The sequence below is a fragment of the Carnobacterium sp. TMP28 genome (assembly GCF_047553015.1).
Classification (GTDB): Bacteria; Bacillota; Bacilli; order Lactobacillales; family Carnobacteriaceae; genus Carnobacterium_A.
In genome coordinates this window covers 673,120-698,962 of sequence record NZ_CP180212.1, presented here as the reverse complement: position 1 = coordinate 698,962, position 25,843 = coordinate 673,120, and the positions used below count along the sequence as shown (strand labels likewise).

25 protein-coding genes and 1 other annotated feature (1 of these 26 cut by a window edge) are annotated in these 25,843 nt (G+C 33.0%); of the genes, 3 read left to right on the top strand and 22 right to left on the bottom strand.

Annotated features, from left to right (window positions below; all coding sequences use genetic code 11):
• From ACMHYH_RS03360 to ACMHYH_RS03340, 5 genes are all read right to left on the bottom strand, one after another.
• Positions 1-1,008: a ComEC/Rec2 family competence protein gene (locus tag ACMHYH_RS03360; RefSeq protein ID WP_414839960.1), complete on the bottom strand. Its 1,008-nt coding sequence runs from the start codon at positions 1,006-1,008 to the stop codon at positions 1-3.
• Between the two features lie 96 nt (positions 1,009-1,104).
• On the bottom strand, positions 1,105-2,469 hold the full coding sequence (mgtE, locus tag ACMHYH_RS03355) for a magnesium transporter (RefSeq protein ID WP_414839959.1): 1,365 nt from the start codon (positions 2,467-2,469) through the stop codon (positions 1,105-1,107).
• Positions 2,470-2,497: 28 nt separating this feature from the next.
• Positions 2,498-3,394 carry an RluA family pseudouridine synthase gene (locus ACMHYH_RS03350; RefSeq protein ID WP_414839958.1) on the bottom strand — a complete coding sequence of 299 codons (897 nt, stop codon included), beginning with the start codon at positions 3,392-3,394 and terminating at the stop codon, positions 2,498-2,500.
• Entirely contained in the window at positions 3,384-4,196 is an 813-nt protein-coding gene (locus ACMHYH_RS03345) for an NAD kinase (protein ID WP_414839957.1), read from the bottom strand. Before ACMHYH_RS03345 ends, ACMHYH_RS03350 begins: the two co-directional genes overlap by 11 nt.
• A 38-nt stretch (positions 4,197-4,234) precedes the next feature.
• A complete protein-coding gene (locus ACMHYH_RS03340) occupies positions 4,235-4,897 on the bottom strand; it encodes a GTP pyrophosphokinase (RefSeq protein ID WP_414839956.1) in 663 nt (220 codons plus the stop codon).
• Between the two features lie 207 nt (positions 4,898-5,104).
• On the opposite strand from ACMHYH_RS03340, the gene ACMHYH_RS03335 reads away from it, so the two are divergent.
• Both ACMHYH_RS03335 and ACMHYH_RS03330 read left to right on the top strand, forming a co-directional pair.
• Positions 5,105-5,698, top strand: coding sequence for a CYTH domain-containing protein (locus tag ACMHYH_RS03335; RefSeq protein WP_414839955.1), 594 nt, complete (start codon positions 5,105-5,107; stop codon positions 5,696-5,698).
• Between the two features lie 156 nt (positions 5,699-5,854).
• Positions 5,855-6,523: a DsbA family protein gene (locus ACMHYH_RS03330; protein WP_414839954.1), complete on the top strand. Its 669-nt coding sequence runs from the start codon at positions 5,855-5,857 to the stop codon at positions 6,521-6,523.
• A 100-nt stretch (positions 6,524-6,623) separates the two neighbouring features.
• Here ACMHYH_RS03330 and pepF read toward each other — a convergent pair whose 3' ends face one another.
• The 8 genes from pepF to opp3b all read right to left on the bottom strand — a co-directional run bounded on the left by pepF (position 6,624) and on the right by opp3b (position 15,391).
• Entirely contained in the window at positions 6,624-8,441 is a 1,818-nt protein-coding gene (gene pepF / locus ACMHYH_RS03325; protein ID WP_414839953.1) for an oligoendopeptidase F, read from the bottom strand.
• A 47-nt stretch (positions 8,442-8,488) separates the two neighbouring features.
• Positions 8,489-9,670 (bottom strand): competence protein CoiA, encoded by a 1,182-nt coding sequence (locus ACMHYH_RS03320; protein WP_414839952.1) that lies wholly within the window; start codon positions 9,668-9,670, stop codon positions 8,489-8,491.
• A 127-nt stretch (positions 9,671-9,797) separates the two neighbouring features.
• On the bottom strand, positions 9,798-10,463 hold the full coding sequence (locus tag ACMHYH_RS03315; protein ID WP_414839951.1) for an adaptor protein MecA: 666 nt from the start codon (positions 10,461-10,463) through the stop codon (positions 9,798-9,800).
• A gap of 203 nt (positions 10,464-10,666) precedes the next feature.
• The gene (gene spxA, locus ACMHYH_RS03310; RefSeq protein ID WP_414839950.1) at positions 10,667-11,065 is read right to left on the bottom strand and encodes a transcriptional regulator SpxA; all 399 of its coding nucleotides are present in this window, start codon (positions 11,063-11,065) and stop codon (positions 10,667-10,669) included.
• A gap of 282 nt (positions 11,066-11,347) precedes the next feature.
• Positions 11,348-12,289: an ABC transporter ATP-binding protein gene (locus tag ACMHYH_RS03305; protein ID WP_414839949.1), complete on the bottom strand. Its 942-nt coding sequence runs from the start codon at positions 12,287-12,289 to the stop codon at positions 11,348-11,350.
• A gap of 1 nt (position 12,290) precedes the next feature.
• A complete protein-coding gene (locus tag ACMHYH_RS03300) occupies positions 12,291-13,385 on the bottom strand; it encodes an ABC transporter ATP-binding protein (RefSeq protein ID WP_414839948.1) in 1,095 nt (364 codons plus the stop codon).
• Between the two features lie 14 nt (positions 13,386-13,399).
• Positions 13,400-14,443, bottom strand: a complete 1,044-nt coding sequence (gene opp3C / locus ACMHYH_RS03295; protein WP_414839947.1) for an oligopeptide ABC transporter permease — start codon at positions 14,441-14,443, stop codon at positions 13,400-13,402.
• The gene (gene opp3b, locus ACMHYH_RS03290; RefSeq protein ID WP_414839946.1) at positions 14,444-15,391 is read right to left on the bottom strand and encodes an oligopeptide ABC transporter permease; all 948 of its coding nucleotides are present in this window, start codon (positions 15,389-15,391) and stop codon (positions 14,444-14,446) included.
• 257 nt (positions 15,392-15,648) lie between these two features.
• On the opposite strand from opp3b, the gene ACMHYH_RS03285 reads away from it, so the two are divergent.
• On the top strand, positions 15,649-16,011 hold the full coding sequence (locus ACMHYH_RS03285; RefSeq protein ID WP_414839945.1) for a DUF3899 domain-containing protein: 363 nt from the start codon (positions 15,649-15,651) through the stop codon (positions 16,009-16,011).
• A 78-nt stretch (positions 16,012-16,089) separates the two neighbouring features.
• Here ACMHYH_RS03285 and ACMHYH_RS03280 read toward each other — a convergent pair whose 3' ends face one another.
• The 9 genes from ACMHYH_RS03280 to infC all read right to left on the bottom strand — a co-directional run bounded on the left by ACMHYH_RS03280 (position 16,090) and on the right by infC (position 25,794).
• Positions 16,090-17,109, bottom strand: coding sequence for a lipoate--protein ligase (locus tag ACMHYH_RS03280; protein WP_414840334.1), 1,020 nt, complete (start codon positions 17,107-17,109; stop codon positions 16,090-16,092).
• A 42-nt stretch (positions 17,110-17,151) separates the two neighbouring features.
• Positions 17,152-17,898 (bottom strand): MBL fold metallo-hydrolase, encoded by a 747-nt coding sequence (locus tag ACMHYH_RS03275; RefSeq protein WP_414839944.1) that lies wholly within the window; start codon positions 17,896-17,898, stop codon positions 17,152-17,154.
• 126 nt (positions 17,899-18,024) lie between these two features.
• Positions 18,025-19,428, bottom strand: a complete 1,404-nt coding sequence (gene hemG / locus ACMHYH_RS03270) for a protoporphyrinogen oxidase (protein ID WP_414839943.1) — start codon at positions 19,426-19,428, stop codon at positions 18,025-18,027.
• 94 nt (positions 19,429-19,522) lie between these two features.
• Positions 19,523-20,605, bottom strand: coding sequence for a M42 family metallopeptidase (locus tag ACMHYH_RS03265; protein WP_414839942.1), 1,083 nt, complete (start codon positions 20,603-20,605; stop codon positions 19,523-19,525).
• A 155-nt stretch (positions 20,606-20,760) separates the two neighbouring features.
• Positions 20,761-22,413, bottom strand: a complete 1,653-nt coding sequence (locus ACMHYH_RS03260; protein ID WP_414839941.1) for a peptide ABC transporter substrate-binding protein — start codon at positions 22,411-22,413, stop codon at positions 20,761-20,763.
• Positions 22,414-22,603: 190 nt separating this feature from the next.
• Complete coding sequence (locus ACMHYH_RS03255) at positions 22,604-24,280, bottom strand: peptide ABC transporter substrate-binding protein (protein ID WP_414839940.1); 1,677 nt, start codon at positions 24,278-24,280, stop codon at positions 22,604-22,606.
• 319 nt (positions 24,281-24,599) lie between these two features.
• On the bottom strand, positions 24,600-24,962 hold the full coding sequence (gene rplT / locus ACMHYH_RS03250; protein ID WP_414839939.1) for a 50S ribosomal protein L20: 363 nt from the start codon (positions 24,960-24,962) through the stop codon (positions 24,600-24,602).
• A gap of 88 nt (positions 24,963-25,050) precedes the next feature.
• Positions 25,051-25,248, bottom strand: a complete 198-nt coding sequence (rpmI, locus tag ACMHYH_RS03245; protein ID WP_414839938.1) for a 50S ribosomal protein L35 — start codon at positions 25,246-25,248, stop codon at positions 25,051-25,053.
• Positions 25,249-25,272: 24 nt separating this feature from the next.
• Entirely contained in the window at positions 25,273-25,794 is a 522-nt protein-coding gene (infC, locus tag ACMHYH_RS03240; protein ID WP_414839937.1) for a translation initiation factor IF-3, read from the bottom strand.
• Between the two features lie 28 nt (positions 25,795-25,822).
• Positions 25,823-25,843, bottom strand: a sequence feature (ribosomal protein L20 leader region) (it continues 121 nt past the right edge of the window).

Genomic DNA, 25,843 nt, shown 5'->3' with positions numbered 1-25,843 from the left:
CTATTCCTCCGTTTCAACAATAAAGGTGCCATCATTATTAACCTTGACCGTAACAGTGCCATTTTCACTTGTTCCATAAATAGGAATAGACCTTTTTTTCAATCGGTCAATCGTTTCTTTTCCAGGATGATCGTATCTATTATTTTTTCCTGCTGAATAAACACTAATTTTTGGTTGCACGGCTTTTATCCATTCTTCACTCGTACTCGTTTTTGAACCATGGTGCCCCATCAAGAGTAGATCAGCAGTTAAATCGTTACTCTTATCTTCTATGATATCTTTTTCAACACGTGTAGAAGCATCTCCACTAAATAATCCGCTAAAATCAGCGAAAGAAATTTTCGTTACTATAGAATCATCATTTGGATTATTTCTTAATTCTACTGTAGGATTAAGAACGTTTAATTCAAAAGGACCTATTTGATGAGTTTCCCCACTTCTAGGTTCAACATAACGTGCTTGACTATGTTCAACAGCATCCAAAACGCGTTCATAAACTTTACTGGTCGAATCGTAACCATTCATCCAAATTTCTTGAACGTCATAGTATTGTAATATCAAGTCACCAAACCCAATATGATCAGAATCATTATGAGTAAAAATTAATAAATCGATTTTTCCACCTGTTCCAACATAACGATCTAGATAAGTTAATATTTTTTTATCTTTATCTTCATATCTACCTGAATCGATTAAAATAGTTGTTCCATCTTCTGATTGGAGCAAAGTCGAGGAACCCTGCCCTACATCTAAGATACGAAAGTATGCACTTTTCGAACGTATTAGATCATCATCATTTTTTTTTGTTGAAAAATCTTTAAACAACATTGTCCAATCTTCTTTAAATTGATTTATCTTATCCTTAAAATTAGTTCTTGACTGATCATTTCCCCCTAAAAATAAGCCCATTGAGAAAGAAAAAAGAATAATTGCAACGAATAAAGCTAATCTTGTTTGTTGTTGTTTTTGTTTTTTTGTCAGTTTCTTCTTTTTTTTTCGATAGGCCACTCTATTTCAGTCCTTTTCTATTAAAAGACAACTTTCATAAAAAAGAAAGTTGTCTTTTGTGATTTATTTCAACTTCTCTATTTTGTAATAACTGATTCAAATAAAAAAATTCATAAAATAAGCTGCAATATTAAAATAGATTAACACACTTGTTAAATCGCTTAGTGTTGATATAAATGGACCACTTGCAACAGCGGGATCAAAACCTATACGATCCATTAAAATAGGGATTAAACTTCCTGCCAGATTAGCAACAATAATTGCAAAAAGCATTGCTGTTCCAATAACAAATCCTAAAATAAAATTATGCTTCCATATCCCAATTACTAAGAAAATAGTCACTCCTGTTGTTAATCCTGTGATCACACCTGTTAAAACTTCACTAATAATGAGACGAGTAAAATTTTTATTTTTATCATCGTTATCTGCTAATTTTCTGACCGCTACCGCTAAAGATTGGGTTCCTGCATTACCAGCAGTACCAGTAATTAATGATATAAAAACCGCTAGAATGCTTGCCTCACTGACCAGTACTTCATATCGACTAATCAATGTAGCTGTTCCCATTCCTAAAAATAACAATGTAATCAACCAAGGTAATCTCTTAGAAGCTGCTACAAAAGGATTTTCAGATTGCTCACCAACATCGACCCCGGCCAAACCAGAGTAATCACTAGCCGCTTCTTCATCAATGACATCAATAATATCATCAACTGTGATAATTCCTAAAAGATGCTCTTCTTTGTCTATCACCGGAACAGCCAAAAAGTTATAATCTCGAATGGTCTTAGCAACATCATTTTGATCATCTGCTACATTTACTGAGATTGGACGATCACCCATTACATCAGAAACTAATTCATCATCACCGCGGGTAATCAAATCTCTTAGAGAAATAACACCTACAAGTTTTCCCGCTGTATCAATAACATAAACATAGTAAATCGTTTCTGCATCTAATGCCTTACTCTTTAAAATATGCATAGCCTCTGAAATAGTTTGTGTTGCAGCTACTGAAACATATTCGGTCGTCATAATTGAACCGGCCGTTTCGTCTTCATAATGCAGCAACTCTTTTATTTCGTCTGCATTATCAACAGTCATCATATTTAGATACTTACGTAAATCTGTTTTATCTAGTTGATTTAAGATATCTACCGCATTATCTGTGTACATCTCACTTAACATATCAGCAGCATATTGAGGAGCCATTTCTTTTAAGTAAATTTCAACAGATTCTTCGTCTTCTTCAAGAATTTCAAACATATCCGCCATTTCTCTAGGTGAGAGATAAAAATAGATTTGTTGTCTTTCCTCTTGCGTTAAGGACAAATAATATTGACTTTGCTCGTAAACATGTAAAGATAAAAATTCTGAACGAAAATTTTCTATTTTTTTTTCTTCTAAATAGAGCTTCAATAAAGCTAATTTTTCTTCCATTTCCAATTGTACTTCATTCAAGAATAGCACTCCTTTCTAAAAGAGTATATTATTTATTATTGTATTTAAGCCATTCGGAAATATCTTCAGGATAATTTGATTTTAGGATGACTTTTTCTTGTGTAAAAGGATGGGTAAAATTTAATTCACAACAATGCAATGCTTGTCTTTTAATCCACTCATTTTTTTCTCCACCATAAAGATCATCTCCCAATAGTGGGTAACCAATATGAGAAAAATGTACGCGTATTTGATGCGTTCTACCTGTGTGTAACTGGATAGATACTAGCGTTGTATTAGCGTATCTTTCTTTTACCCAATACTCTGTCAGGGCTGATTTACCTTTTGGATGAACAATCCTTCTAACAATAGAATCTTCCGGCATTCCAATTGGTGCGTCTATCATCCCGTGTAAGTTATCGTTTAGGTTTCCCGTTACTAGAGCAATATATTTTTTGTGCAACTGCTTTAATTTTAATTCCTTGTCTAGCATAGCATGGGCGTAACCATGTTTTGCAAAAAGCATCAAACCGGTTGTATCACGATCTAAACGAGTCACAATATGGATGACTTGATCAATATAATTTTCACGTACATAATAACCTTTTACACGATTGGCCATGGTATTTTTGGGATGGATCTTTGAAGGAATTGAGGCTACTCCATAAGGCTTATTAACAACTAGATAATGAGCATCTTCGTAAATAATGTCGATTGGAATATCTATCGGAACTGTTGTCTCGTATCCTTTTTCATCTGGTATAGTTATTTCTACTGTATCCATATCTTTAAGATAATAGACTGCATTTTCTTCACGCTGATTCACTTCTATTTTTCCACCTTGAAACTTTATCTTTGCCAATAGACCTCTTGAAATTCCTTTAGTTCTTAAAAAAGTTTTTACTTGTTGTTTTTCTGATGATTCGTATACCCAATTAAATTTCATATTTGTTTTTTGCTCCAATAAATGCGTCTTCTACTCTACTCCAAAAATGGGTGTGCCTATATCTAGCAAAATGAATTCGCTCTTTTGCTATACAGTAGTGTAATTCGACGATATTTTTTTCTGAAGAGGATAATTGATCGATAGTCAAAATTAACCCTTCTGCTGTAATTGGCCTCATTCTAATCCATTCATCCGGTGCTACAATCATCGGCGAACTTAATGTTCTAAAAACGCGATTATTGATAGACGCTATCTCTGCTAACTGAATAGCTTCAAGTCTAGGATGAATAATAGCTCCACCAACTGATTTATTGTACCCTGTTGACCCAGTAGGAGTGGATACACAAAGACCATCACCTCTAAATCTTTCAAACAGTTCGTCTTTAATGAACACGTCACAAACCATTGTTCCATCCACACGTTTCATCGTTGATTCATTCAACGCTAAAAAATGAGCAGGCTCTTTATTTCCTTGATACATTACTTTTATATCTAATAAAGGGTAACTAATACTTTCACCTTTATCTTCCATCAAACTTGCTACCAAATCTGGAAGTTCATAATCACGCCAGTCTGTATAAAAACCAAGATGTCCCGTATGCACTCCAACAAAACGTATTTGGTTTAGCAGATGTGCATAACGGTGAAAAGCAGAAAGTAATGTCCCATCACCACCTATTGTAATAACTAGATTAGGATTTTTATTGTCGAGCTGGATAGCCTTTTCTTCTAACAGAGTCTTCAACTCTTCTACTAGTGTCAGAGACTTTTCATTATTATTATGAACAATAGCTATTCTCACAGCTCTTTCCTCCTATCTTAAAACAATCAAGATGATTTCTATTTTATATTTTTATGGTCATTTTTTCTAGATTTATCTCGTTGATTGTAAGAAAACATCTGTTGCGCTTCTTGAATTTCTTCTCTGATTTGAGACATTTCTTCATCCAATTGAAAAACAGCTTCTGCAGCTCTCTTTAAGCGGATCTTAATGTCTTCCGGAAATTCTCCTTGATACTTGTAATTCAATGAGTGCTCAATCGTTGCCCAAAAATTCATGGAGAGAGTCCTTATCTGAACCTCTGCTAAAATAATTTTTTCGCCTTCAATAACTTGAACAGGATATTCAAATACAATATGATAAGAGCGATAACCACTCTCTTTTTTATTTGTAATATAGTCTCGTTCTTCTATAATTTTAATGTCATTTCGATTTCTCAATAAGCGAACAACTTCATGAATATCTTCCACGAATTGACACATGATTCTTAAGCCAGCTATATCTTGCATATCTGTTTCTAAATGTTTTAACGGTACATTACGCAGTGTGGCTTTAGCTAAGATACTTTCTACAGGCTTTACTCGTCCAGTAACAAATTCAATTGGCGTGTGTAAATTTTCTTTTCCAAATTGTTTTCGAATTCCTTTTAATTTAATTTTTAATTCTTCCACTGCTTGTTCGTAAGGGATTAAAAATTCTTTCCAATTCATCTCTTCATCCATAATTTCAACCTTCTTTATCAATCATTTTAATGTTTCTTACTTAAAGATTGCGTATTTGCTTATTTTAACATATACCAGTTAAAATAAGAACTATTCGAAGTTTATATGAAAAAAATAACTATGTGCTATTCTAATGCTAACTTGATTAGTTAAGTATAAACTTTAAATAAGCTAGACTAATCTAATTTACTAAAGGAGTAAATAAATATGAGTGAAGAACTAGAAATAGAGTTTAAAAATACATTATCGGCTGAAGAATACCATCAACTACTCGAGTATTTTAACGCTCGAGAAAATGATTTTTTCACACAAGAAAACCATTACTTTGATTCTAATTTATGGGAATTAAAAACTATTCAAGCTGGTTTAAGAATTAGAGTTCTTAAAGATTCAGCTGAATTAACACTTAAAACACCGTTTAATCATTATTTATTAGAAACAACCGATTATTTATCGCTAGCTGAATCCAAGCAATTATTAGTAGAAAATAAAATTAATTCTACTGGTCAAGTAGCTAAAAAACTTAGAGAATTAGCTATTGAACCGATTAATGTTCATTTAATTGGATCACTAATAACTAAACGATTTGAAGTGAAAACCCCCACAGGTTTAATCGTTTTGGATCAAAGCTTTTACGGAGAACAAGTAGACTTTGAATTAGAATTTGAAGTCCAAGAAGCTGAAACTGGAAAAATTAATTTTGATAGTTTTTTAAAAAAACATAACTTAAAAAAAGTACCCTCAGAAAATAAAATCGTCAGAATGATTAAGGAATCACAAAGAATAAGGAGTCTAAATTAATCGGATTATGGCAAAACTGTGACCACTAGTCTATTTTAAAAAATTGACATAAGTCTTTTTGGTACTATTTTCTATTTTTTTTTGATAGAGTGAAGATGTTACAAAAATAGTACAGTAATGGTTTTAAAATATTATAAAAAGTAAAGGTGAAATAAAATGATAACAAGTACGCATTCCAGTAAAGGGAATCAATACAAACAAATCACTGAAATTTATTTATTCATCAACCCAATTGGTTCTGCATGTTATCAAGCGGAAAAGGGATTGTTGGACTTTATTGAATCAAGCGAAAATAAAATTCATTTCCACTTTATTCCTGTCCATAATTTCAAGACATTTTCTGATTATATGAAAGCAAAAAAAATACCTAAAAATGATTTAGATTTAAGAAATAAACACTTCTTTCAAATCTATGAAGCTTGTCTAGCTTATGCTGCTGCTTCAATGCAAGGCAAGAAGAAGGGGCGCATGTTTTTAATGGGCCTGCAACAAGCTATCCATATTGATGAAAAGCTTTTTTCACAAAAATTAGTTCTAGAGATAGCTAAACAGTCTAATTTAGATATTGAAATGTTTTCTGAAGACAAAGAATCAGAATTTGCTAAAACCGCTTTTGAGGCAGATCAGAAAGTCGCCCGAGAAATGCACGTTCTCTCTAACCCATCATGTGTTGTTTTTAATGACCAAAGTTCCAATCACGGATTTCTGATAGAAGAAGATATTAATTTCGAAACGTTACAATCGCTATGTGGCGAAGATAGAGATGAAAACTATTCAGTATTCTCTAGTAGAAATGAAAAAAAAGACCACCTATATATTCTCTAAATTATTTTATAAACCCGTAGTTGTATTGGATAAATAAATGGCTAGTAGCAAACCCCCTCATTTTTTATTTGAGGGGGTTTTTAATCACCAATACCACTGATTATTCGCTACTTTTAGCAATTTTTTCTAATTCATCTAACCTTAATTTGAAAACCGTCATAGCCTCTTCTAGATAAGTCTTTTGAGTCATATCTACACCAGCTTTTTTCATGACATCAATTGGGTAATCACTACTTCCTGATTTAAGATAAATCAAAAATTTTTCTAAAGATTTACTAGATTTATCTTTTAAAATGTTATCAGCAAGTGCTGTAGCAGCTGAAAAACCTGTCGAATATTGATAAACATAATAGTTATAATAAAAATGTGGAATTCTAGACCATTCATAGCCAATTTCTGGGTCTTGTGAAACAGAAGGACCATAATACTTAGTATTTAATTTTTTGTAGGCTTGATTTAAAAAATCTGCCGTTAAAGGTGTTTCTTTTGCAGATTCTTCATGTATAAAATGCTCAAATTCAGCAAATTGTGTTTGTCTAAATATAGTTCCTTTGAACCCATCTAGATAATGATTTAAAATATATGAACGTATTTCTGGTTTAGTTTGAGTTTCCAATAAATACTCAGTTAAAAGATTTTCATTTGTTGTTGAAGCTATTTCTGCTAAAAATATAGAATAGTCTCCATAAACATACGGTTGATTTTTTCGTGTGAAATAACTGTGAACACTATGTCCTAACTCATGTGCTAATGTATAAAGGTGATTTAACGAATCGTGCCAGTTTAATAAAATATACGGTTTTGTATTATATGCTCCAGAGGAATAAGCTCCACTTCTTTTCCCTTCATTCTCCACAACGTCTATCCAACGGTCATCAAAAGCTTGTTTTAATACTGCCTGATACTCTTCACCTAAAGGCTCTAATGCTTTTAGAATTGTTTCTTTTGCTTCATTATAATTAAATTCAATAGTAGCTTCCCCCATGATTGGTGTATACATGTCATACATGTGCAACTCATCAACAGAAAGAAGTTTTTTTCTTAGTGCCACGTAACGATGAAGCAAGTGAAGATTCTCATCTACTACTGATAGCAAGGTATCGTATACTGCCTCAGGTATATGGCCAGCTGATAAAGCTGCTTCACGTGCCGATCCATAATGATGGACGGCGGCATTGTAGTTGTGGTATTTAATATGAGAAGACAATGTGCTTGCAAATGTATTGTTTAGTCCTTGATAAACGTTGTATAGCGCTTTAAATCCTACTTCCCGGAGTAAACGATCTGTACTTTCCATTACTTGCCCATAAACACCATGAGATAATTGTATTGTATTCCCGTCTTTGTCTTCTATCGTTGGGAACTGAATATCAGCATTGTTTAAAATATTAAATGTTCGACTTGAAGCTCCGAATAGTTCACCTGCACCAGCTAACAATGACTCTGATTCAGCTGATAAAACATGCTTCCTTAAAGCTGTTAGTTTATCGATAAAATGTTGATAAGTTGTTAGCTCATTGTTATCTTTTAAGAATTTTGATAACGTCTCTTCCGGTATTCCTAATACTTCTGGTTCAAACCAAGAGATAGACTCACTTACTTTTGTTGCTAAAAGTGAAGCTTGTTCAAACATTGCTTGGTAGATAGTGTTAGTTGTATCTTGATCATTCTTCAAATGAGCATACACATAAATTGTTTCTAATTGACTAGAAACTTCTAAGATTGATTGGATACTGCTTACTAACATCTCTGAGCTGCTACTAAGCTTTCCTTTGAATGAGTTCATTCCAGTTAGTTTGCTTTCTAAATCTCGATAAGAAATAAAAAAATCTTCATCTGTTTTAAAAATAACTTCTAAGTTCCATGTTAATTTTTCAGGTACTTCTTCACGTTTTGGTAATTTTTTAAATTCACTCATTTTATTGTCCTCCTTTGTTTTAAACACTTTCAATTTTACCATACAATTTACTTCCATAAAGAGAGTTCTTTTGAAAAACTCGTTATTTTTTCTTGTTCATTTTTATAATAATACGCTTTTCTTTTCAAAATCCATTGTTCGGAATTTTTTTCCTCTAAGATAGCTACTTTTACTAATAAACGAACATAGGAATAGAGTGGCTTTTTCTGTTCTTCTAATGAAATTAATGGCATTTCATAAAAAATTATTTCCTTATTATCTATCATTTCGTTTATTTGTTCATCCAGTTGTTTTAAAGTGATTACTGAATCAATAGTCTTTTTTGAAAGCCATTTAAGTAAAATATATTTCCAAAAATGGGGGAGTGTTTTAATCATTACCTGATCCGTTACTTTCAAATAAACTTCTTTCGGCAATGAAATCAAAGAGTCGCCTCTACAATAAATATATTTTTGGAATGATATTAATTCTGGCGTTTGGTACATCCTTCCTTGGTTAAGATAATGATGACTCTGTATTAATTCATTAGATTTAGCTGCAGTCTCACTTTCTTTCTCTCTTCTTTTAGCAGAAAGTTTCTTTATTAGAACGGGCACATCAACTAGTGTAAATTTGTCTAACTTTACTAAACACTTATCATAGACTATTCTTTGTGTTGCATTTTGTTGTTGAATATTTGAATAAGAATAAAGGGTCTTCTTGGCCACATTTAAGAAAAATAAACTTGATTTAATTTTATCATTACTATAAATAAAAAGTCGTTGAAAAGCTGTAATTTTGCCATCCAACTTAAATTGACTTCCAACTATCCAAAAAACATCGTACCCTTTACTTTTATACCCAACTGTCCTTTCTATCATTCTTTTCATCGGCAATGAGCTACACTGAAATTCGATGGCCACTGCATCAGTTTTGTTTATCCAAACAAGTATGTCCGGACGTTGGTTTAAGTCAGGTAGGTAAGCTTCTAATTGGCAAATAAGACCTTGTTTTGTAAACCATTCGTACAATAACTGCTTCCCCTCAAGATGTTCTCTTGTTTCACCTTCTGAAAATGAAGAACAATTTGTTTGATTAAAATGTGAAAAATGGGCTATTTTCAAACTCCCTTTTTTTAAAAACACACTTTCTTTACAATTAGGACAGTAATAATGACTCTTTTCCTCTGCAACTTCTTTTAATGAATGAGCATAAATCAGTTCATTTTTTTCATCTAAAGCTACCAACATTAGAAACACTTCCATTCATACGGTTTTATTTACTATCCGCAAAGTGTTTCTTTATTTAATAAAAAAGTAAAAAATAAAAAACAAGGATTAGAAAATAGTAATTTCTTATCCTTATTTTTTAAACTGTTTATTTAAAATAAAAGCGAGTCAACTCTAGTGCATTGGTTTCCATTATTAGTCTGCCATATTCCGTTAAAATACCTTGGGTAATAGGAGTTCTTTGAGCAAATTCTAATGCTACAGTGATTTGATCTTCTACACTTCGTTCTGTTATTTCTTCTGTGAAAAATATCATATGGATAAAATAACTATTTTTATACCAAAAAAGTTTAGATGTAGCATTTTCTAAATAAAGTTGTTTAGATAAAGAAACCATATCTTCAAACTCGTTCAATCTCAACACAACTTCTTGAGTTGACTTACTTGAATTCTTTAGATAATTCTCTTCTTCTTTTTTTTCGTCATCATCTACTAACTGTTTTTTGATAAGTTTAGAGAATTCATTTGCTTCAAAATTTCCAGAAGTTGAAGAGAAATCAATATCTTCACTTAAAGGACCGCCTTTACTAATAAATAGTTCTAGCCCACTTCCACTTGGCAAAACTTGAAATGTGATAGCATCAGATTCATGGAACTTTTCATCTACATCTACTTCTTCTAAAATACTATAAAAGAAATCTTCAATTTGTTTATGATTTCCCAAAAGATCTAAAAAAGTTATTCCTCTTTCTTCTAGATCCGTACTTTCAATAAGCACACGAATTGTGTTCTCATTAATATGCTCCATTTCCATAGTTCTACACCTCACTTCTTAATTCCTTACTAAAATCAACTATAGCAAAGAATATTCATACTAACTATCTTAAAGCAAATATATAAAATGTAAAGACAAATGTACTAACAAGTAAGCCTTTTAAACTAGTGAAAAACAGGATTACAAAAAAAGAGTCTGTCACAAAAATTAATTTAAGTGACAAACTCTTTTAAAATTAAATTTTAATAACCAACGATTCTTTGAGCTCTTAATAACTCAATTGCACGTACTTCTCTTGGTAAGAAACGACGAATTTCGTCTTCGTTATACCCAACTTGTAATCTCTTCTCATCTACCATAATCGGACGACGCAATAATCCTGGATTATTTTGAATAAGAACAAATAAGTCTTGAAGTGGCAATTCTTCTAAATCGATGTTTAGTTCTTGGAAAGCTTTAGATCTTGTAGAAATAATTTCTTCTGTTCCATCTTCTGTCATTCTTAAAATAGATTTAATTTCAGGAATATCTAGTGGTTCTGAAAAAATATTTCGTTCTTTGTAAGTAATGTTGTTTTCTTCTAGCCAAGCTCGTGCTTTACGACATGAAGTACAACTAGGTGATGTGTAAATTGTTACCATATGTTATTCTCCCCTTTTCTAGTCGAATTAATTTAGTAAGCGTTCATAAAGATAATAATTAGCCTTATTTTACTTCCTTACATAGTCTATTATATATCATATTAAAAAGAAATGCTATAGTTTTTGTCAATTTTTTGTCACTTTTACAAAATAAACAGGTCTTTAAACTTGATATTTTTTATTTAGTGTTATTTCAAATAGTAAAAATAGGAATAAGAATTAAAAAGTACATGCCAACGTGAGATTTTTGTCCTCAAATAGCATGTACTTTTTATAAATTTTTTATTTTATATAGTTTGCTTTCTTTTCTTTTAAAGCAGGAATATCTGACTCGCGACAATAGACAAAATGTCCAGGAGTTATTTCTCTTAGTGACTCTGGTTCATTTGTTTCTTCTCTGCGAATATATGGTGTACGAATACGATTACGCTCATACTCTGGATCAGGTAAGGGAACAGCGGATAATAAACTTTCAGTATATGGATGTAATGGTCTATTGTAAACATCATCGGCTGCTGCCAACTCAAGTAATTTACCGTTGTTCATTACCCCTATACGATCACTGATGTATTTAACCATAGACAAATCATGTGCAATAAATAAGAAGGTTAAATCTTTTGTTTTTTGTAATTCCATTAATAAATTTACTACCTGTGCTTGAATGGAAACATCTAGCGCAGAAATAGGTTCATCTGCAATAATAAATTTAGGTTTTACAGCTAGTGCTCTTGCAATCCCAATACGCTGACGTTGGCCACCTGAAAATTCATGTGGATAACGTGATGCGTGATCTGGATTCAATCCAACCGTTTTAAGTAAATCGTCTACTTGTTGATTACGGTCTTCTTTTGATGAAGCTAAGCCATGAATATCTATTCCTTCAGCAATAATATCACGAATCTTCATTTTAGGATTTAGAGATGCATATGGATCTTGAAAGATCATTTGCATATCTCTTCTAAATTTCAGCATATCTTTTTTGCCTTCAATACTATGGACTTTTGTGCCTTCAAAGTCAATTTCTCCAGCTGTAGGATTATAAAGTCTAATAATTGAACGTCCTGTTGTAGATTTACCAGAACCAGACTCTCCAACTAAACCGAACGTCTCACCTTTGAAAATATCAAATGTGATATCATCCACCGCACGTACTTCATTTTTAGTACCTTCATTAAAATACTGCTTTAAATTTTTAACTTCTAATATTTTTTCTCTTTGCTCCATTTTATAAGCCTCCTTTTACTTCGTCTTCAGAACTAAAAACGGAGGTTTCATTTTTGCTGTAGTAATTAGCAAACTTCTCTTTATAAAGAGCTTGTCTTGCTCTAATTTCAGCAGGTGGATTAACTGCTGGAGCATCAGGATGCAATAACCATGTAGCTGCAGAGTGTGTATCAGAAACTTCAAAGAAAGGAGGTTCGAGTTCTGTGTCGATTTTCATTGCAAATTCATTTCTAGGTGCAAACGCATCTCCAACCGGTGGATCTAATAAGTCTGGAGGTGTTCCTGGAATGGCATATAAAGTTTTCTCCATTTCAAGAGTTGGCATAGAACTGATTAGCCCCCATGTATAAGGGTGTTGAGGATTATAAAATATTTCATCTACAGTCCCTACTTCAACAATTTTCCCTGCATACATTACAGCTACACGATCAGCTACGTTGGCTACTACTCCTAAATCATGTGTAATAAAAATAATTGAAGTCGATATTTTCTTTTGTAATTCCTTCATCAAGTCAAGAATTTGAGCTTGAATCGTTACATCTAATGCCGTTGTTGGCTCATCTGCAATCAATATTTCTGGATTGCAAGCTAAAGCTATTGCTATAACGATTCTTTGTCGTTGCCCACCTGAAAATTGATGTGGATATTGCTTCATTCGTTTTTCAGCTTGCGGCAATCCTACTAAATTTAATAATTCAAGAGCTCTGTTAGTAGCTTCTTCTTTATTCAATTTTTGATGTAAACGGATTGGTTCAGATATTTGTTTTCCAATTGTCATTGTTGGATTAAGTGACGTCATTGGATCTTGGAAAATCATTGCGATATCTTTTCCACGAATTTTTTGCATTTCTTTTTCAGTCTTTTTAATTAAATCTTCACCATTGTATAGGATTGTGCCCTCTTCGACATTTGCATTTTGAGAAAGTAAGCGCATGATGCTACGAGTCGTTACTGATTTTCCAGAACCTGACTCCCCTACAATTGCCAAAGTTTCACCTTTTTTTAGATTGAAACTGACACCACGGATAGCTTTTACTTTACCAGCGTAGGTGTCGAATGTGATATTTAAATTTTTAACTTCTAATACATTATTCATTCGGTTTCACCTCGCTAATCTTTCATTTTTGGATCAAATGCATCTCGTAAACCATCAGCTAACAAGTTAAATGAAATCATTAAGATACAGATAACTGCTGCCGGATACCACATTAAGTGAGGTAAGAAGCGGAAAGTTTTGTATCCATCATTAATCAATGTTCCTAATGATGCTGTAGGAGCTGGAATTCCTATACCGATGAAACTTAAGAAAGCTTCAAAGAAAATTGCAGCTGGAATTGAAAACATTGTTTGAATGATGATGATTCCTGATAGATTTGGAATTAAATGCTTGAATGCAATTTTAATGGGTGATTCGCCCAATGTTTTTGCAGCTAAAACATATTCTTGATTTTTTAACTTTAACGTTTGAGCTCTAATGACACGCGCCATAGAAATCCAGCCCGTAATAGCTAACGCGATGATAATTGACTTAATACCTGGATCTAAAACTAACAACATAAGTATAACAACTACTAAGTTTGGTACTCCAGATAAAATTTCTAAAACACGTTGCATCCCATTATCTACTTTACCACCGGACCAGCCAGAGACTAAACCGTAGATAACACCAATCGTTAAATCAAAAAACGCTGCTACAAATGCAATAAGTAGCGAAACACGTGTACCATGTAAAATACGAGATAATAAATCTCTTCCTAACCCGTCAGTTCCTAAATAGTAACTTACACCTTCAGGTACACCTTGTTGCTCGTACTTATCAACACGTGTATCTCCAAGGGCTTGTGTTCCATTTAAGCCATTAATAGTTAGACCTGGTATTTTTGGTGGTAAGTTCGCATGTGAAACGATTTGGAAATCAGGATCATGAGGCGAAACAATTGGTGCAAAAACACTTAGCATAATAAAGATGATTAAGATAAACAAGCTAATTACAGCAGCTTTATTCTTCTTTAACCTTCTCCACGAGTCTTCTAAAAAGCTAAGTGAAGGTGCAGATATTCTCTCATTATCAACTTTATCAGAGCTATCAGCAGGATTGAACATGTCAGGAGACAGTTTTATTGTTTCGTCAACCGTTTGTTTTGAGTTGTTCATTTATTCGTCTCCTCCTTCATTTGTTACACGAATACGAGGATCAATAATCCCGTATAAGACATCAACAACTAAAATAATCCCTACTAACATTGCTGAGTATAATATTGTCACACCCATAATAGTTGGGTAATCATTAGTCAAAATTGATTTTACAAATTGTTCACCAATTCCTGGTATTGCAAATATATTTTCTACTACTAATGATCCAGTCATTAATGCAACCGCCATCGGTCCCAATATCGTAACCAAAGGAATTAACGCATTACGTACTCCGTGTTTAAACGCTACTGTCAAACGACTTAATCCTTTAGCACGTGCTAATTCAACATAATCACTGCTAAGTACTTCTACCATTTCAGTACGGATAAAACGTGCAGAGTCGGCGAGTGGTGCAATAGCTAAGGCCAGTGTTGGTAAAACGGATGAACTAAATCCATTATTCCAAAGAGCAATAGGGAACCATTTTAGATAAACTCCAAAAATTAATTGTAATAATACGGCGATAACAAAGTTAGGTATAGATCGACCAAGAATGGCCGTGAAAGTCGCTGTTGTATCTATCCATGTATTCTGATTCATAGCCGCTATAACGCCTAGAACAATTCCCAAGGTTGTGCCTAAGACAACAGCTTGAATTCCGAGCTGCAGTGAGGGGCCTACTCTGGTCGATAATAATTCCGTTACAGGAGTATTATTAAACTGGAAAGATGTCCCTAAATCTCCTCCCAACAAGCGTGACATATAGACTACATATTGAACCGGAAGCGGTTCATTTAATCCATATTTTTCATTCATTATAAAAATTTGTTCTTCCGAAAGCTTGTCCTGGTTACTATATGGTGTTCCAGGTAAAAGCTTCATTAAGAAAAACGTGATCGATGCAATTAAGAATAATGTCAAAAACATATACAAGATACGTTTCCCAAGATATTTAGCATAACTTTTCATCGATTTGAGCACCTCCAGTGATTTATTTATATTTTATTCGAAAAGAGAATATACTATATAGAATAGCTTGTTACAGGGATAAATGCAAAAGTTTTTTTAAATTTTTATTTCCAAAAAACTTTAAATTAGAAAACAATGGCGGAATTACAGGTTTTCTAGCCAATTTATCATCAAGTTTTTAACTAGATTTTATTATTGTATTTTATTTCAATATACTGTAAATTAAAACTTATCATCCAATACGAGGAGGTTTTAAAATGAAGAAAAAAATCACTCCCATTAAAATAACTAGCATAATTTTAATTATGTGTTTTATTTTAGAGTTAATTAGCTATCAAAAAATTAGCTTTCTACAGACAACAAATAATACTTTCGCAGCTGCAAGCTTCTTCCTAATCATTAGTCTCTTATGGGCTGTATTTTATTCAGGTGCTTTTGACTTTTTTCACTACAGCATGAAGAAAGTTACTACAAAAATACGCCGAGAGGATATATCAGAACAAACCGATATTATTCCACTATCTAAATCCGTCGGACAAGGATACAAATACCCTTTAAAAGTTGGAATCTTATTAATGCTAATTAGTCTGCTATCATTAGTTTTTTATTACCTTACTTAAGATCAGTTCCTTTAAAATAGGTGGAGATAGAGACTCTAGTCGTTTATTCATCCACCTATTTTTAATTTATAAGTCATTTTAATAAATTAAATCTACTAATTCTTTTTTTGTTACCTTACCAAAATATTTATGAATATCAATCTCATCAAAGAGCTTCTCTATCGCTTCGTGTTCATACTTTAAACCAACTAATTTTTCTTCTACATCTGAAATTTCACCTAATCCGAAAAAATCTCCATAAATTCGTACATTTTTTATTCTTCCATTTTCTACATTTAATTGAAATTCGACTGATCCGATAGGGAAACGATGACGACGGATTAATTCGAATTTAGGTGACTTACCATAATTCCAATCCCAATTTCCAAAATATTCTTCGGTGATTTTTTCAATCTCACCCCAATCTTGCTCTGTTAATTTATATTCTTTAATTGCTTCTTTTGAATCAACATCAAAGATTGTTACTAATAATTTATTTCGGAATTCTTTAGTTGTCATATATTGATATTCTTCAGAAAGATAGGGACGAATATTTGTTACACGACTTCTAATTGATTTGATTCCTTTTGACTCAATTTTATCTTTTCTTACTTTTAATGCTCCTACAACTGCTTCGATGTCACTATCAAACATCAACGTGCCATGAGCTGTCATTCGACCATTTTTCGAATACATCGCATTTCCGGAAAATTTTTGTCCATCAATCACTAAATCATTTCGTCCAATTAAAGCAGCACCCTCAACTCCCATTTTGTGTAAAGAATCAATAACAGGTTCTGTAAATTTTCCAAAGTCTCTAAAGGAATTTCCATCATCTTTTTTAATGAAACAAAAAGACAGATTTCCAAAATCATGATAAACTGCTCCACCACCAGATAAACGCCTTACAACATGGATGTGATTTTTTTCAACATATTCTGTATTTATTTCTTCAATCGTATTTTGATTTCTACCTATTATTATAGAAGGTTCATTAATATAAAAAAGCAACACTGGTTCATCTAACAAAACATGTTGCAATAAGAACGTTTCTATTGCTAAATTAACTCTCGGATCTGTGATTTCTTTCCCGTTACGCTCATTTGCAACATAATACATCATTTATTCCCCTTTTCTTTATAAACTAATTTCATCACTTTTTTAAATATGAATAACTAAATCTTTTTTTGCTAAAAGCACTTCAGTATCAGGAGACTCATTGACAGCTTGCGCTTTTAATAAGTCTAAGTCTCCATGTTGAGGTAGATGAGTTAAAATTAATTTGGGCACTTTCGCTTCTCTAGCAATTCTAGCAACTTCAATCGAAGTCATATGAATACGATGATTCTCCATTCCTTCAAATAAATTTGTATCCGCTAATAAAACATCTGCATCTTGGCTAAATGGAATAAATTGTGGTAGATAACCTGAATCTGCTGTAAATACGAGTACTTTTCCTGTCTTTACTTCTACTATTCTCGTAGCATAGCAAGGGACTGGATGAAGTGTCTTCATAAAAGTAAGTTGGAATGGGCCAATAGTTAATTCTTCGTATTCTGAGTAAGATACTCCTTTTGTTACCCGATCTACTGTCAGACGCTTAAAATTATCCAGATCTTCTTGATGACCATAAATAGGCAATATAGACGCTCTCGTTTCGTTATTATTTAACCTTTTTAATTGTCTAGTGTATTGTAAAACACCTACATCTGCAATATGATCTGCATGATAATGTGTCAAAAGCAAAGCATCTAGTTCTAAAGGATCAAGATGCTTCTCAAGCGCAATTAAAGAAGCACTACCAGCATCAATTAATAAATGAAAATTATCTGTTTCTAATAAATAAGAACTTGTTCCTTCATTTTTTGTGGGATAGCCACCCCAATAACCTAGTATTGTTAATTGCATTTTCACACACTCCTTTCAAACTTATCAAATCAGCATACAATATTCTCAGCTTATTTAAAATAAAAAAGCTTTTAAAAGTAAAAAAGCCTTTTTATTTTAGATTGATTTCCTATCAAACCTATTATCTTATAAACAATTTTGTTTTTTCGCATACTCTACAATTTGATTTCCAATAATATTAGCTTGCTGAACACAATGATTGATACCAAACCCAGCTAAACCTTGACCAGCAATATAAATTCCTGGATAATCATCAGATAGAATCTGTTTAGCAAGAAGGATATCCTCTTGCTGGGTAACTGTAAACTGTGGAATAGCATCTGCCCAACGTTTAATAATTCTGAACAAAGGCTCTTTAGTAATTCCTAGAATAGTATTTAAATCCTTCAAAATAGACTGTTCAATTTCTTTATTGCTTAACGAGACTAGCGCGTCTTCTCCACTACGACCAAAATTAACTCCGATTAAAACATCTTCATCTTCACTTAAGGACGGCCACTTTTTATCTAAGAAAACAACTGAAGTGACAAAAGAATCATTTCTTCTAGGGGTCACAATCCCAAATCCTTCTGGTAAATTCTTAATATCTTTTTTTGAAAATCCAAAAACAATATAGCCAACAGAGGCCGTTTCAACATTACCAAAAACTCTGCTTATCTCTGGATGATCAATCATTTTAGCATACTCCGTTACCGGAGTAGCCAGACAAATTGAACCTACTCTGACTTGTTCAGTGTGATTAATATCTAGAATATAAACATCTTCATCATTTTTTTTTATTTCAAAAACTTTTTTTCTGTACTGAATATGAGGTTTTAATATCTCTTCGAGAGCCTCAGTTAGAACAGATAATCCATTTTTAAACGTAGCATAATTACCAGAACCATCTAATAGCTCCGGATGAGCAGCCAATCCTTTTTGTAAACTACCATACTTCATCTCAATTTCATAAACTAATTCTCTCGATGCTTTTATGCCAATTTTATCTAAATCACTAGCATAGATTTTATTGAAAAATGGTTCAACGATATGTTCAACCATTTCATCTCCTAGAAGTCGCTTTAGGTAGGTACTTGTTTCTATATCCTTTTCTAACTTTTTAAAAGTATTAAAATAGCTTGTGTACGTGACGATTTTACCGTACATCGTTAGTAGGTTTCCTTTCCAAATATCGTTTCTTCTAATCGGAATACCATTATATGTCGGGTAATTTAACTGATACAATTGATTATAAAAGAAGACATCTGGTTTATTTCCCTCACTAAAAATCAGCTGATCTTTAAGTCCTAGTTCTTTAATCAATTCTAAAGCTTCTGGGTAACGTATATCTAATGATTCTGCACCTAGATCGATGTAACGTGTTTTGTTCTTTACTGTATAAATTTTTCCACCTATTTTTAAAGATCCTTCTAATAAGATTAATTCAAAAGGTAAATGCTCTTTTTCAATTTTTTGTTTGATCCGATACGCTGTGGTCAAACCAGTAATACCACCACCAATAACAGCAATTCTTTTTTTTGCCCTTTTCATCTCTATTATTCCCCTTTAAATAGTTGAACTAACTTATTGAATGTTTTCTTTAGATAATCATAGGTACAAAAAATCATTTAACGGTTTAATTCTATTATCCAAATGTTATCTTTTCAATAGTTTTACTGTCCAATCTTTTTATAACTTCAGTCATCAGGATGACAGTGTTTAGATAATCATCTTCATGTATAACAGAAGTATGTGAATGAAGATACCTTGTAGCTACTGTGATAGCTAATGATGGGATTCCGTTCCTGGTTACATGCTGACTACCTGCATCTGTTCCACCACCTGCAATAACAGTATATTGAAAAGGTATGTTTAACTCCTCTGCTATCCCTACTACAAAATCACGTAGCCCTTTATGAGCAACCATTGAAGCATCGTAGATAATAATCTGAGGACCTTTTCCTAACTTAGAATCGGCTTCTTTTTCAGTCATTCCTGGAGTATCTCCAGCAGTTCCAGTATCCAATGCAAAAGCAATAGCTGGATTAACCAAATGAGTAGATGTTTTTGCTCCACGCAATCCTACTTCTTCTTGAACATTCCCAACAGCAAATGCTTTATTCGGATGACCTTCGCGCGCAATATTTTCCAGTACTTTCAGAGTAACTGCTGTACCGATACGATTGTCCCATGCTTTTGCTAATAAGAATTTCGATTGATTTAATCGTTTAAATTCAATGTATGGGGTTACCATATCACCAGGCTTGACGCCCCATGAAGAAACTTCTTCTTTAGTTGTTGCACCTATATCAATGAACATATCTTGTATATCGTAGGCTTTATTTCTTATCTCTGCTGTTAGTACATGAGGTGGCTTACATCCAATCACTCCATGTAAGACATTGCCTTTTGAAGTCGTTATTTGAACTTGTTGAGCTAGCATAACTTGAGACCACCATCCCCCAAGTGTTTGAAATTTTACAAATCCTTCTTTGGTTATCGCTGTAACCATAAAACCGACTTCATCTAGATGACTTGCAAATAATACTTTAGGACCATTTTCATCCCCTACGTGCTTAGCAATTACACTTCCTAATCCATCATATGTTATTGAGTCAGCTGATTTTTCAGCATATTTTACAAATACTTCTCGTACTTCTTTTTCGTTTCCAGGTACTCCTTTAGCATCTGTCAATTCTTTTAGCATGTTTAATTCTTTGTTATCCATATAAAATGACCTCCTGTATATAATTGTTAGATACACTATATCATTTTAACACGTAAAAATGGAACTCATTTCAAGTTATTATAGAAAAAAAGCAAGAAGAGTGTTTAACTACTCTTCTTGCTTTTACATTCATTTGGTCGAACGTTTTTCTATTATTACTCTGTAACTGAAGCCCATTTAAATGAATATTCTGGACCAACTAAGTGTGTGCCGATATCTTGAACATAAGGTTTCTTCAGTATTGCATTGTAACGTTGATAGATTGGTCCGATAGCTGCTTCTTCTAATAATATTTTTTCAGCACTTAACATATCAGCCCATCTTTGTTCTGGATCGTCAAGATCAGTTGTTCCAACTTTTTCAATTAATGCATCATATTCTGGAATAGAGATACTTGCTTTATTATTTGAATTTTCTGTTTCAAATAACTCAAGGAAGTTAATTGGGTCTGCATAGTCTGCTCCCCATCCAGCCATTTGAATATCATAATCTTGACGCTTATTTACATCAAGTCGAACGTTAAACGGCACTGAACGAATGCTTATTTCCAATCCTGGTAGATTTTGCATTAATTGACCTTGCATGTACTCTGAAGATTTTTTAGCATTCTCAGAATCATCTGAAAGCAATTCTAATGTTACCGAGTCTAACCCTAGCTCTGCTAATCCTTTTTTCATATAATCTTGTGCTGCATCAATATCGTAATTTAACAAGTCTCCATTTTCTTCACGGTAGTCTTCATCCGTTGAAGGATTTACAGACAAACCTTCTGGGACCAAACCATTAGCTGGTAAAGAACCATTTTGTAACACTGTTTTTGCATATGCTTCCTTATCAAATCCCATTGAAATAGCTTTACGAATATTTTCGTTTGCTAAAGCAGTTGGTGCTCCATTACGTTCTTGGTTGTATTTAAAGAAGAAAACAGAAGACGTTGGAACAGATTTCAAATCGGGATCTCCTTGTTTTGTTTGCACATACTCACCAGATAATTTAATCGTATCTACTTCGCCTGCATCGTATAAATTAATAGCAGTAGACGTTTCTTTTACTACGTCCACATTGATACCATCTAATTTAACTTTACTTGCATCCCAATAATCTTCATTTTTTTCATATGACCAACTCAAACCTGTACCATCCCAGTCTGTTAAAACAAATGGCCCATTATAGATTGCATTATCACTATCTGATGCATATTTTTTCCCTTTTTCTGTTACGTATGACTCATTTTGAGGTAAGAACATAGCCAATGATAATAAATCTTCAAAGTATGGAACTTTAGATTCTAATTGTACTTCTAATGTTGTTTCATCAATCGCTTTCACACCTAATTCTTCAGGTGCTATATTCCCTCTATTAATTTCAGAAGCATTTTTGATGATTCCTTCCATCATATAAGCCGACTGTGAGCCAGTACTTGGATTAACTAAACGACGCCACGAAAATACAAAATCGTTTGCTGTGACAGGATCTCCGTTAGACCATTTTGCATCTTCTCGTATTTTATAAGTATAGGTTAGACCGTCTTCACTAATAGATGGCTTCTCAGACGCCATAGCAAGCTCAGGCTTGTTATCTAGATTCAAACGATACAATCCTTCCATTACATTGTTCATGACTGTAGAGCCGACTGTATCGGTGTTTAAAACTGAATCCATCGTAGGTATTTCAGCAGTTTCAATTAAATTTAGTTCTTTAGTCGTTTTGCTATTGCCTGAATCAGCATCGTTTGAGCCACAAGCAGCTAAAACAGCTGTAGATAATAGTGTAATACCTAGTAAACTTAGTAATTTCACATGTTTCATATTTGTTTCCCCCTGATTTATCAAATGTTTCTTATTTAATATTTTTATATAAGAATAATACACTTGATTCTATCATCATGAAGAAAATGGCGCAAATCACCATCATGCATTTCTAATGAAGGTATTAGCATTTTCACATAAAACAAAAAAAAGAAGCAGAAAACTGCTTCTTTTTTTAAGAGATAGTTATTTATTTACCTTCAACATAAGCCCATTTGTATGAGTTTTCTGCTCCAACTAAGTGAGAAACGATATCTTTTGCATATGGTTTTTCTAATACAGAGTTGTAACGTTGATAGATTGGTGCAATTCCAGCTGTTTCCATCAGAATTTTCTCAGCATCTAACATACCAGTCCAACGTTTTTCTAAATCTGATACTTCACTTAAAGAACTCTTAATTAAAGTGTCGTATTCATCATTAGCATAACTAGATTTATTATTTCCATTATCTGAAGCAAATAATTCTAAGAAGTTAATTGGGTCAGCGTAGTCAGCACCCCATCCAGACATTTCTAAGTCGTAATCTTGTTTTGAGTCAGCTTCTAAACGGACTTTGAAAGGTACATTACGTAATGTAATAGTTAAGTTTGGTAAGTTTTGAGTTAATTGACCTTGCATATACTCTAAAGATTTTTTAGCATTTTCACCATCATCGCCAAGAATCTCTAATGTTAGGCTATCTTTGCCAATCTCTTCTAATCCTTTTGCAAAGTATTTTTGTGCTTCTTCAATGTTAAATTCTAATAAATCGCCATTTTGATCACGGAAGTCTTTACCTGTATCTGGATCAATAGCTAGACCTTGAGGTACTAGACCGTTAGCTGGCAATGAGCCATTCTGTAAAACAGTTTCAGCGTATGCTTCTTTATCATAAGCCATTGCGATACCTTTACGGATATTTTCATTTGCTAAATCAGTTTTTTCACCATTTCTCTCTTGGTTAAACTTGAAATAGAAAACAGATGATGTTGGTACAACTTGTAAATCTGGATTATCTTTTTGAGTTTGTACGTACTCACCAGATAATTTCATGCGGTCAATTCCACCAGTTTCATATAAGTTTAAAGCAGTTGATGTTTCTTTTACTACATCAAAGTTAATTGTATCTAGTTTAACGCTATCTGCGTCCCAGTAATCTTTATTCTTTTGGTAAACCCAACTTAGGCCTGTTCCATCCCATTCAGTTAAAGTGAATGGTCCGTTATAGATTAAGCTATCGCTATTTGAAGCAAATTTATCGCCTAATTCTTCAACGTAAGCTTGATTCTGTGGGTAATACATAGGTAATGTTAATAAATCTTTAAAGTAAGGAACTGCACGAACTAATTTAACTTCAAGTGTTTTTTCATCGACAGCTTTAGCCCCAAGTTCACTTGGTTCTTTCTCGCCATTAATAATTTCAGTCGCATTTTCAACGATATCTTGAATCATATAGTTATAAGCTGCTGCTACTGTAGGATCTGATAATTTTTGCCATGCATAGACAAAGTCAGCTGCAGTAACTGGATCTCCATTTGACCAATTAGCGTCTTCTCTGATTTTAAATGTATAAGTTAAGTTGTCTTCACTAACTTCTGGTTCTGCTTCAAGCATACCTAAAACTAATTCGCCTTCTAAACCTTGACGATATAATCCTTCAAAAACGTTATTCATTACGTTCCCACCAACTACATCCGTATTTAATACAGAGTCCATTGTTGGAATCTCGCCACTTTCAATTAAATTAAGTACTTGTTCTTTATCCATTTTACTATCGGACGACTTTGATGAAGCGTCCTCACTATCTGTTCCTCCACCGCAAGCCGCTAATAATAAAGCAGAAGTTGCTGTAATACCAAGTAAACTCAACATTTTATTTTTTTTCATATTGTTTTCCCCCTGTTTTTCTATATTATACAAATTTCTGTATGAGATGAATATTAGTTTACTCAAATAATCTTATCATCTTATTATCATTTAAGCAACACGTTTATCCATTATTTCTTAATAATCTTTCTATTTATTACGTCTGTTTTAAAAAATCTCTATTTTCACCCTACATAAACATGAGATAATAAGCTTATTATTTTAAATTAAACAGATCTTATTTTATTTTTTTCTAATATAAAGAAGAATCAGTGTTCTCATTTTCTTACGAAAAATAAAAAGAAGCTAAGACAATTTACTTGTCTTAGCTTCTTTTTGGTTATTTGTTTTCTAAAGCTAATTTAGCTTGTTCAGTTAGTACTGTAAAAGCCGCTGCGTCTGTAACAGCAATATCAGCCAACATTTTACGGTTCATATCAATTTCAGCTAATTTAAGACCATGCATGAATGTGCTGTAGCTCATGTTATTTATGCGAGCTGCTGCATTGATACGTGCAATCCATAATTTACGGAAATCGCGTTTCTTTTGACGACGATCTCTATACGCATACTGGTAAGATTTCATTACTGCTTGTTTAGATACTTTAAATAAAGTATGTTTTGAACCATAATAACCTTTTGCTAATTTTAATATTCTTTTGTGACGTTTACGAGTAACCGTCCCACCTTTAACACGTGGCATATTAATTTCCTCCTCGAAGATGTTTTCTTTTTAGAAAACTCTTATACATAATTATCTTAATCAGTAATATTAATTTTTTTTCAAACAATTACCAACTAGCTAATTGTTGACGGATACGTTTCATATCCCCTGATGATACCATTGCTGACTTACGTAATTTACGTTTTTGTTTTTGAGATTTATTTGCAAACATATGGCTTGTCTTTGCGTGATGACGTTTCAATCCGCCATTACCTGTTCTTTTGAATCGTTTAGCTGATCCACGGTGTGTTTTTTGTTTTGGCATTATTTTTTCCTCCTTAAAATACTCTTACTTTTCAATTTTTGGTGCTAAAATTAAGAACATACTACGTCCATCCATTTTAGCGGCTGATTCAATACTAGCAATATCGGCTGTTTCTAGCGCTAATCGATCTAAAACTTTTTTACCAATCTCTTTATGAGTAATGGCACGTCCTTTAAAACGAATAGATGCTTTAACTTTGTCTCCTTTTTCAAGGAACTTACGCGCATTACGCAATTTTGTATTGAAGTCATTTAAATCAATTGTTGGACTTAAGCGAACTTCTTTAAGACCGACGATTTTTTGATGTTTACGGGCTTCACGTTCTTTTTTCTGTTGTTCAAAACGGAACTTACCATAATCCATAATACGTGCTACGGGTGGTTTTGCTGTCGGAGCTACTAAGACTAGGTCTAAGTTTTCTGCTTCTGCAATTGCCAATGCTTCACTCTTGGTTTTAAGTCCAAGTTGGTCACCATTACTACCTATAACGCGCAATTCACGTGCACGAATGCCGTCATTTACCATCATATCTTTTGCTATGGTCATACACCTCCATTAGATTTGAGAGAAAGAACAGCAGAAAAATAGACGAATT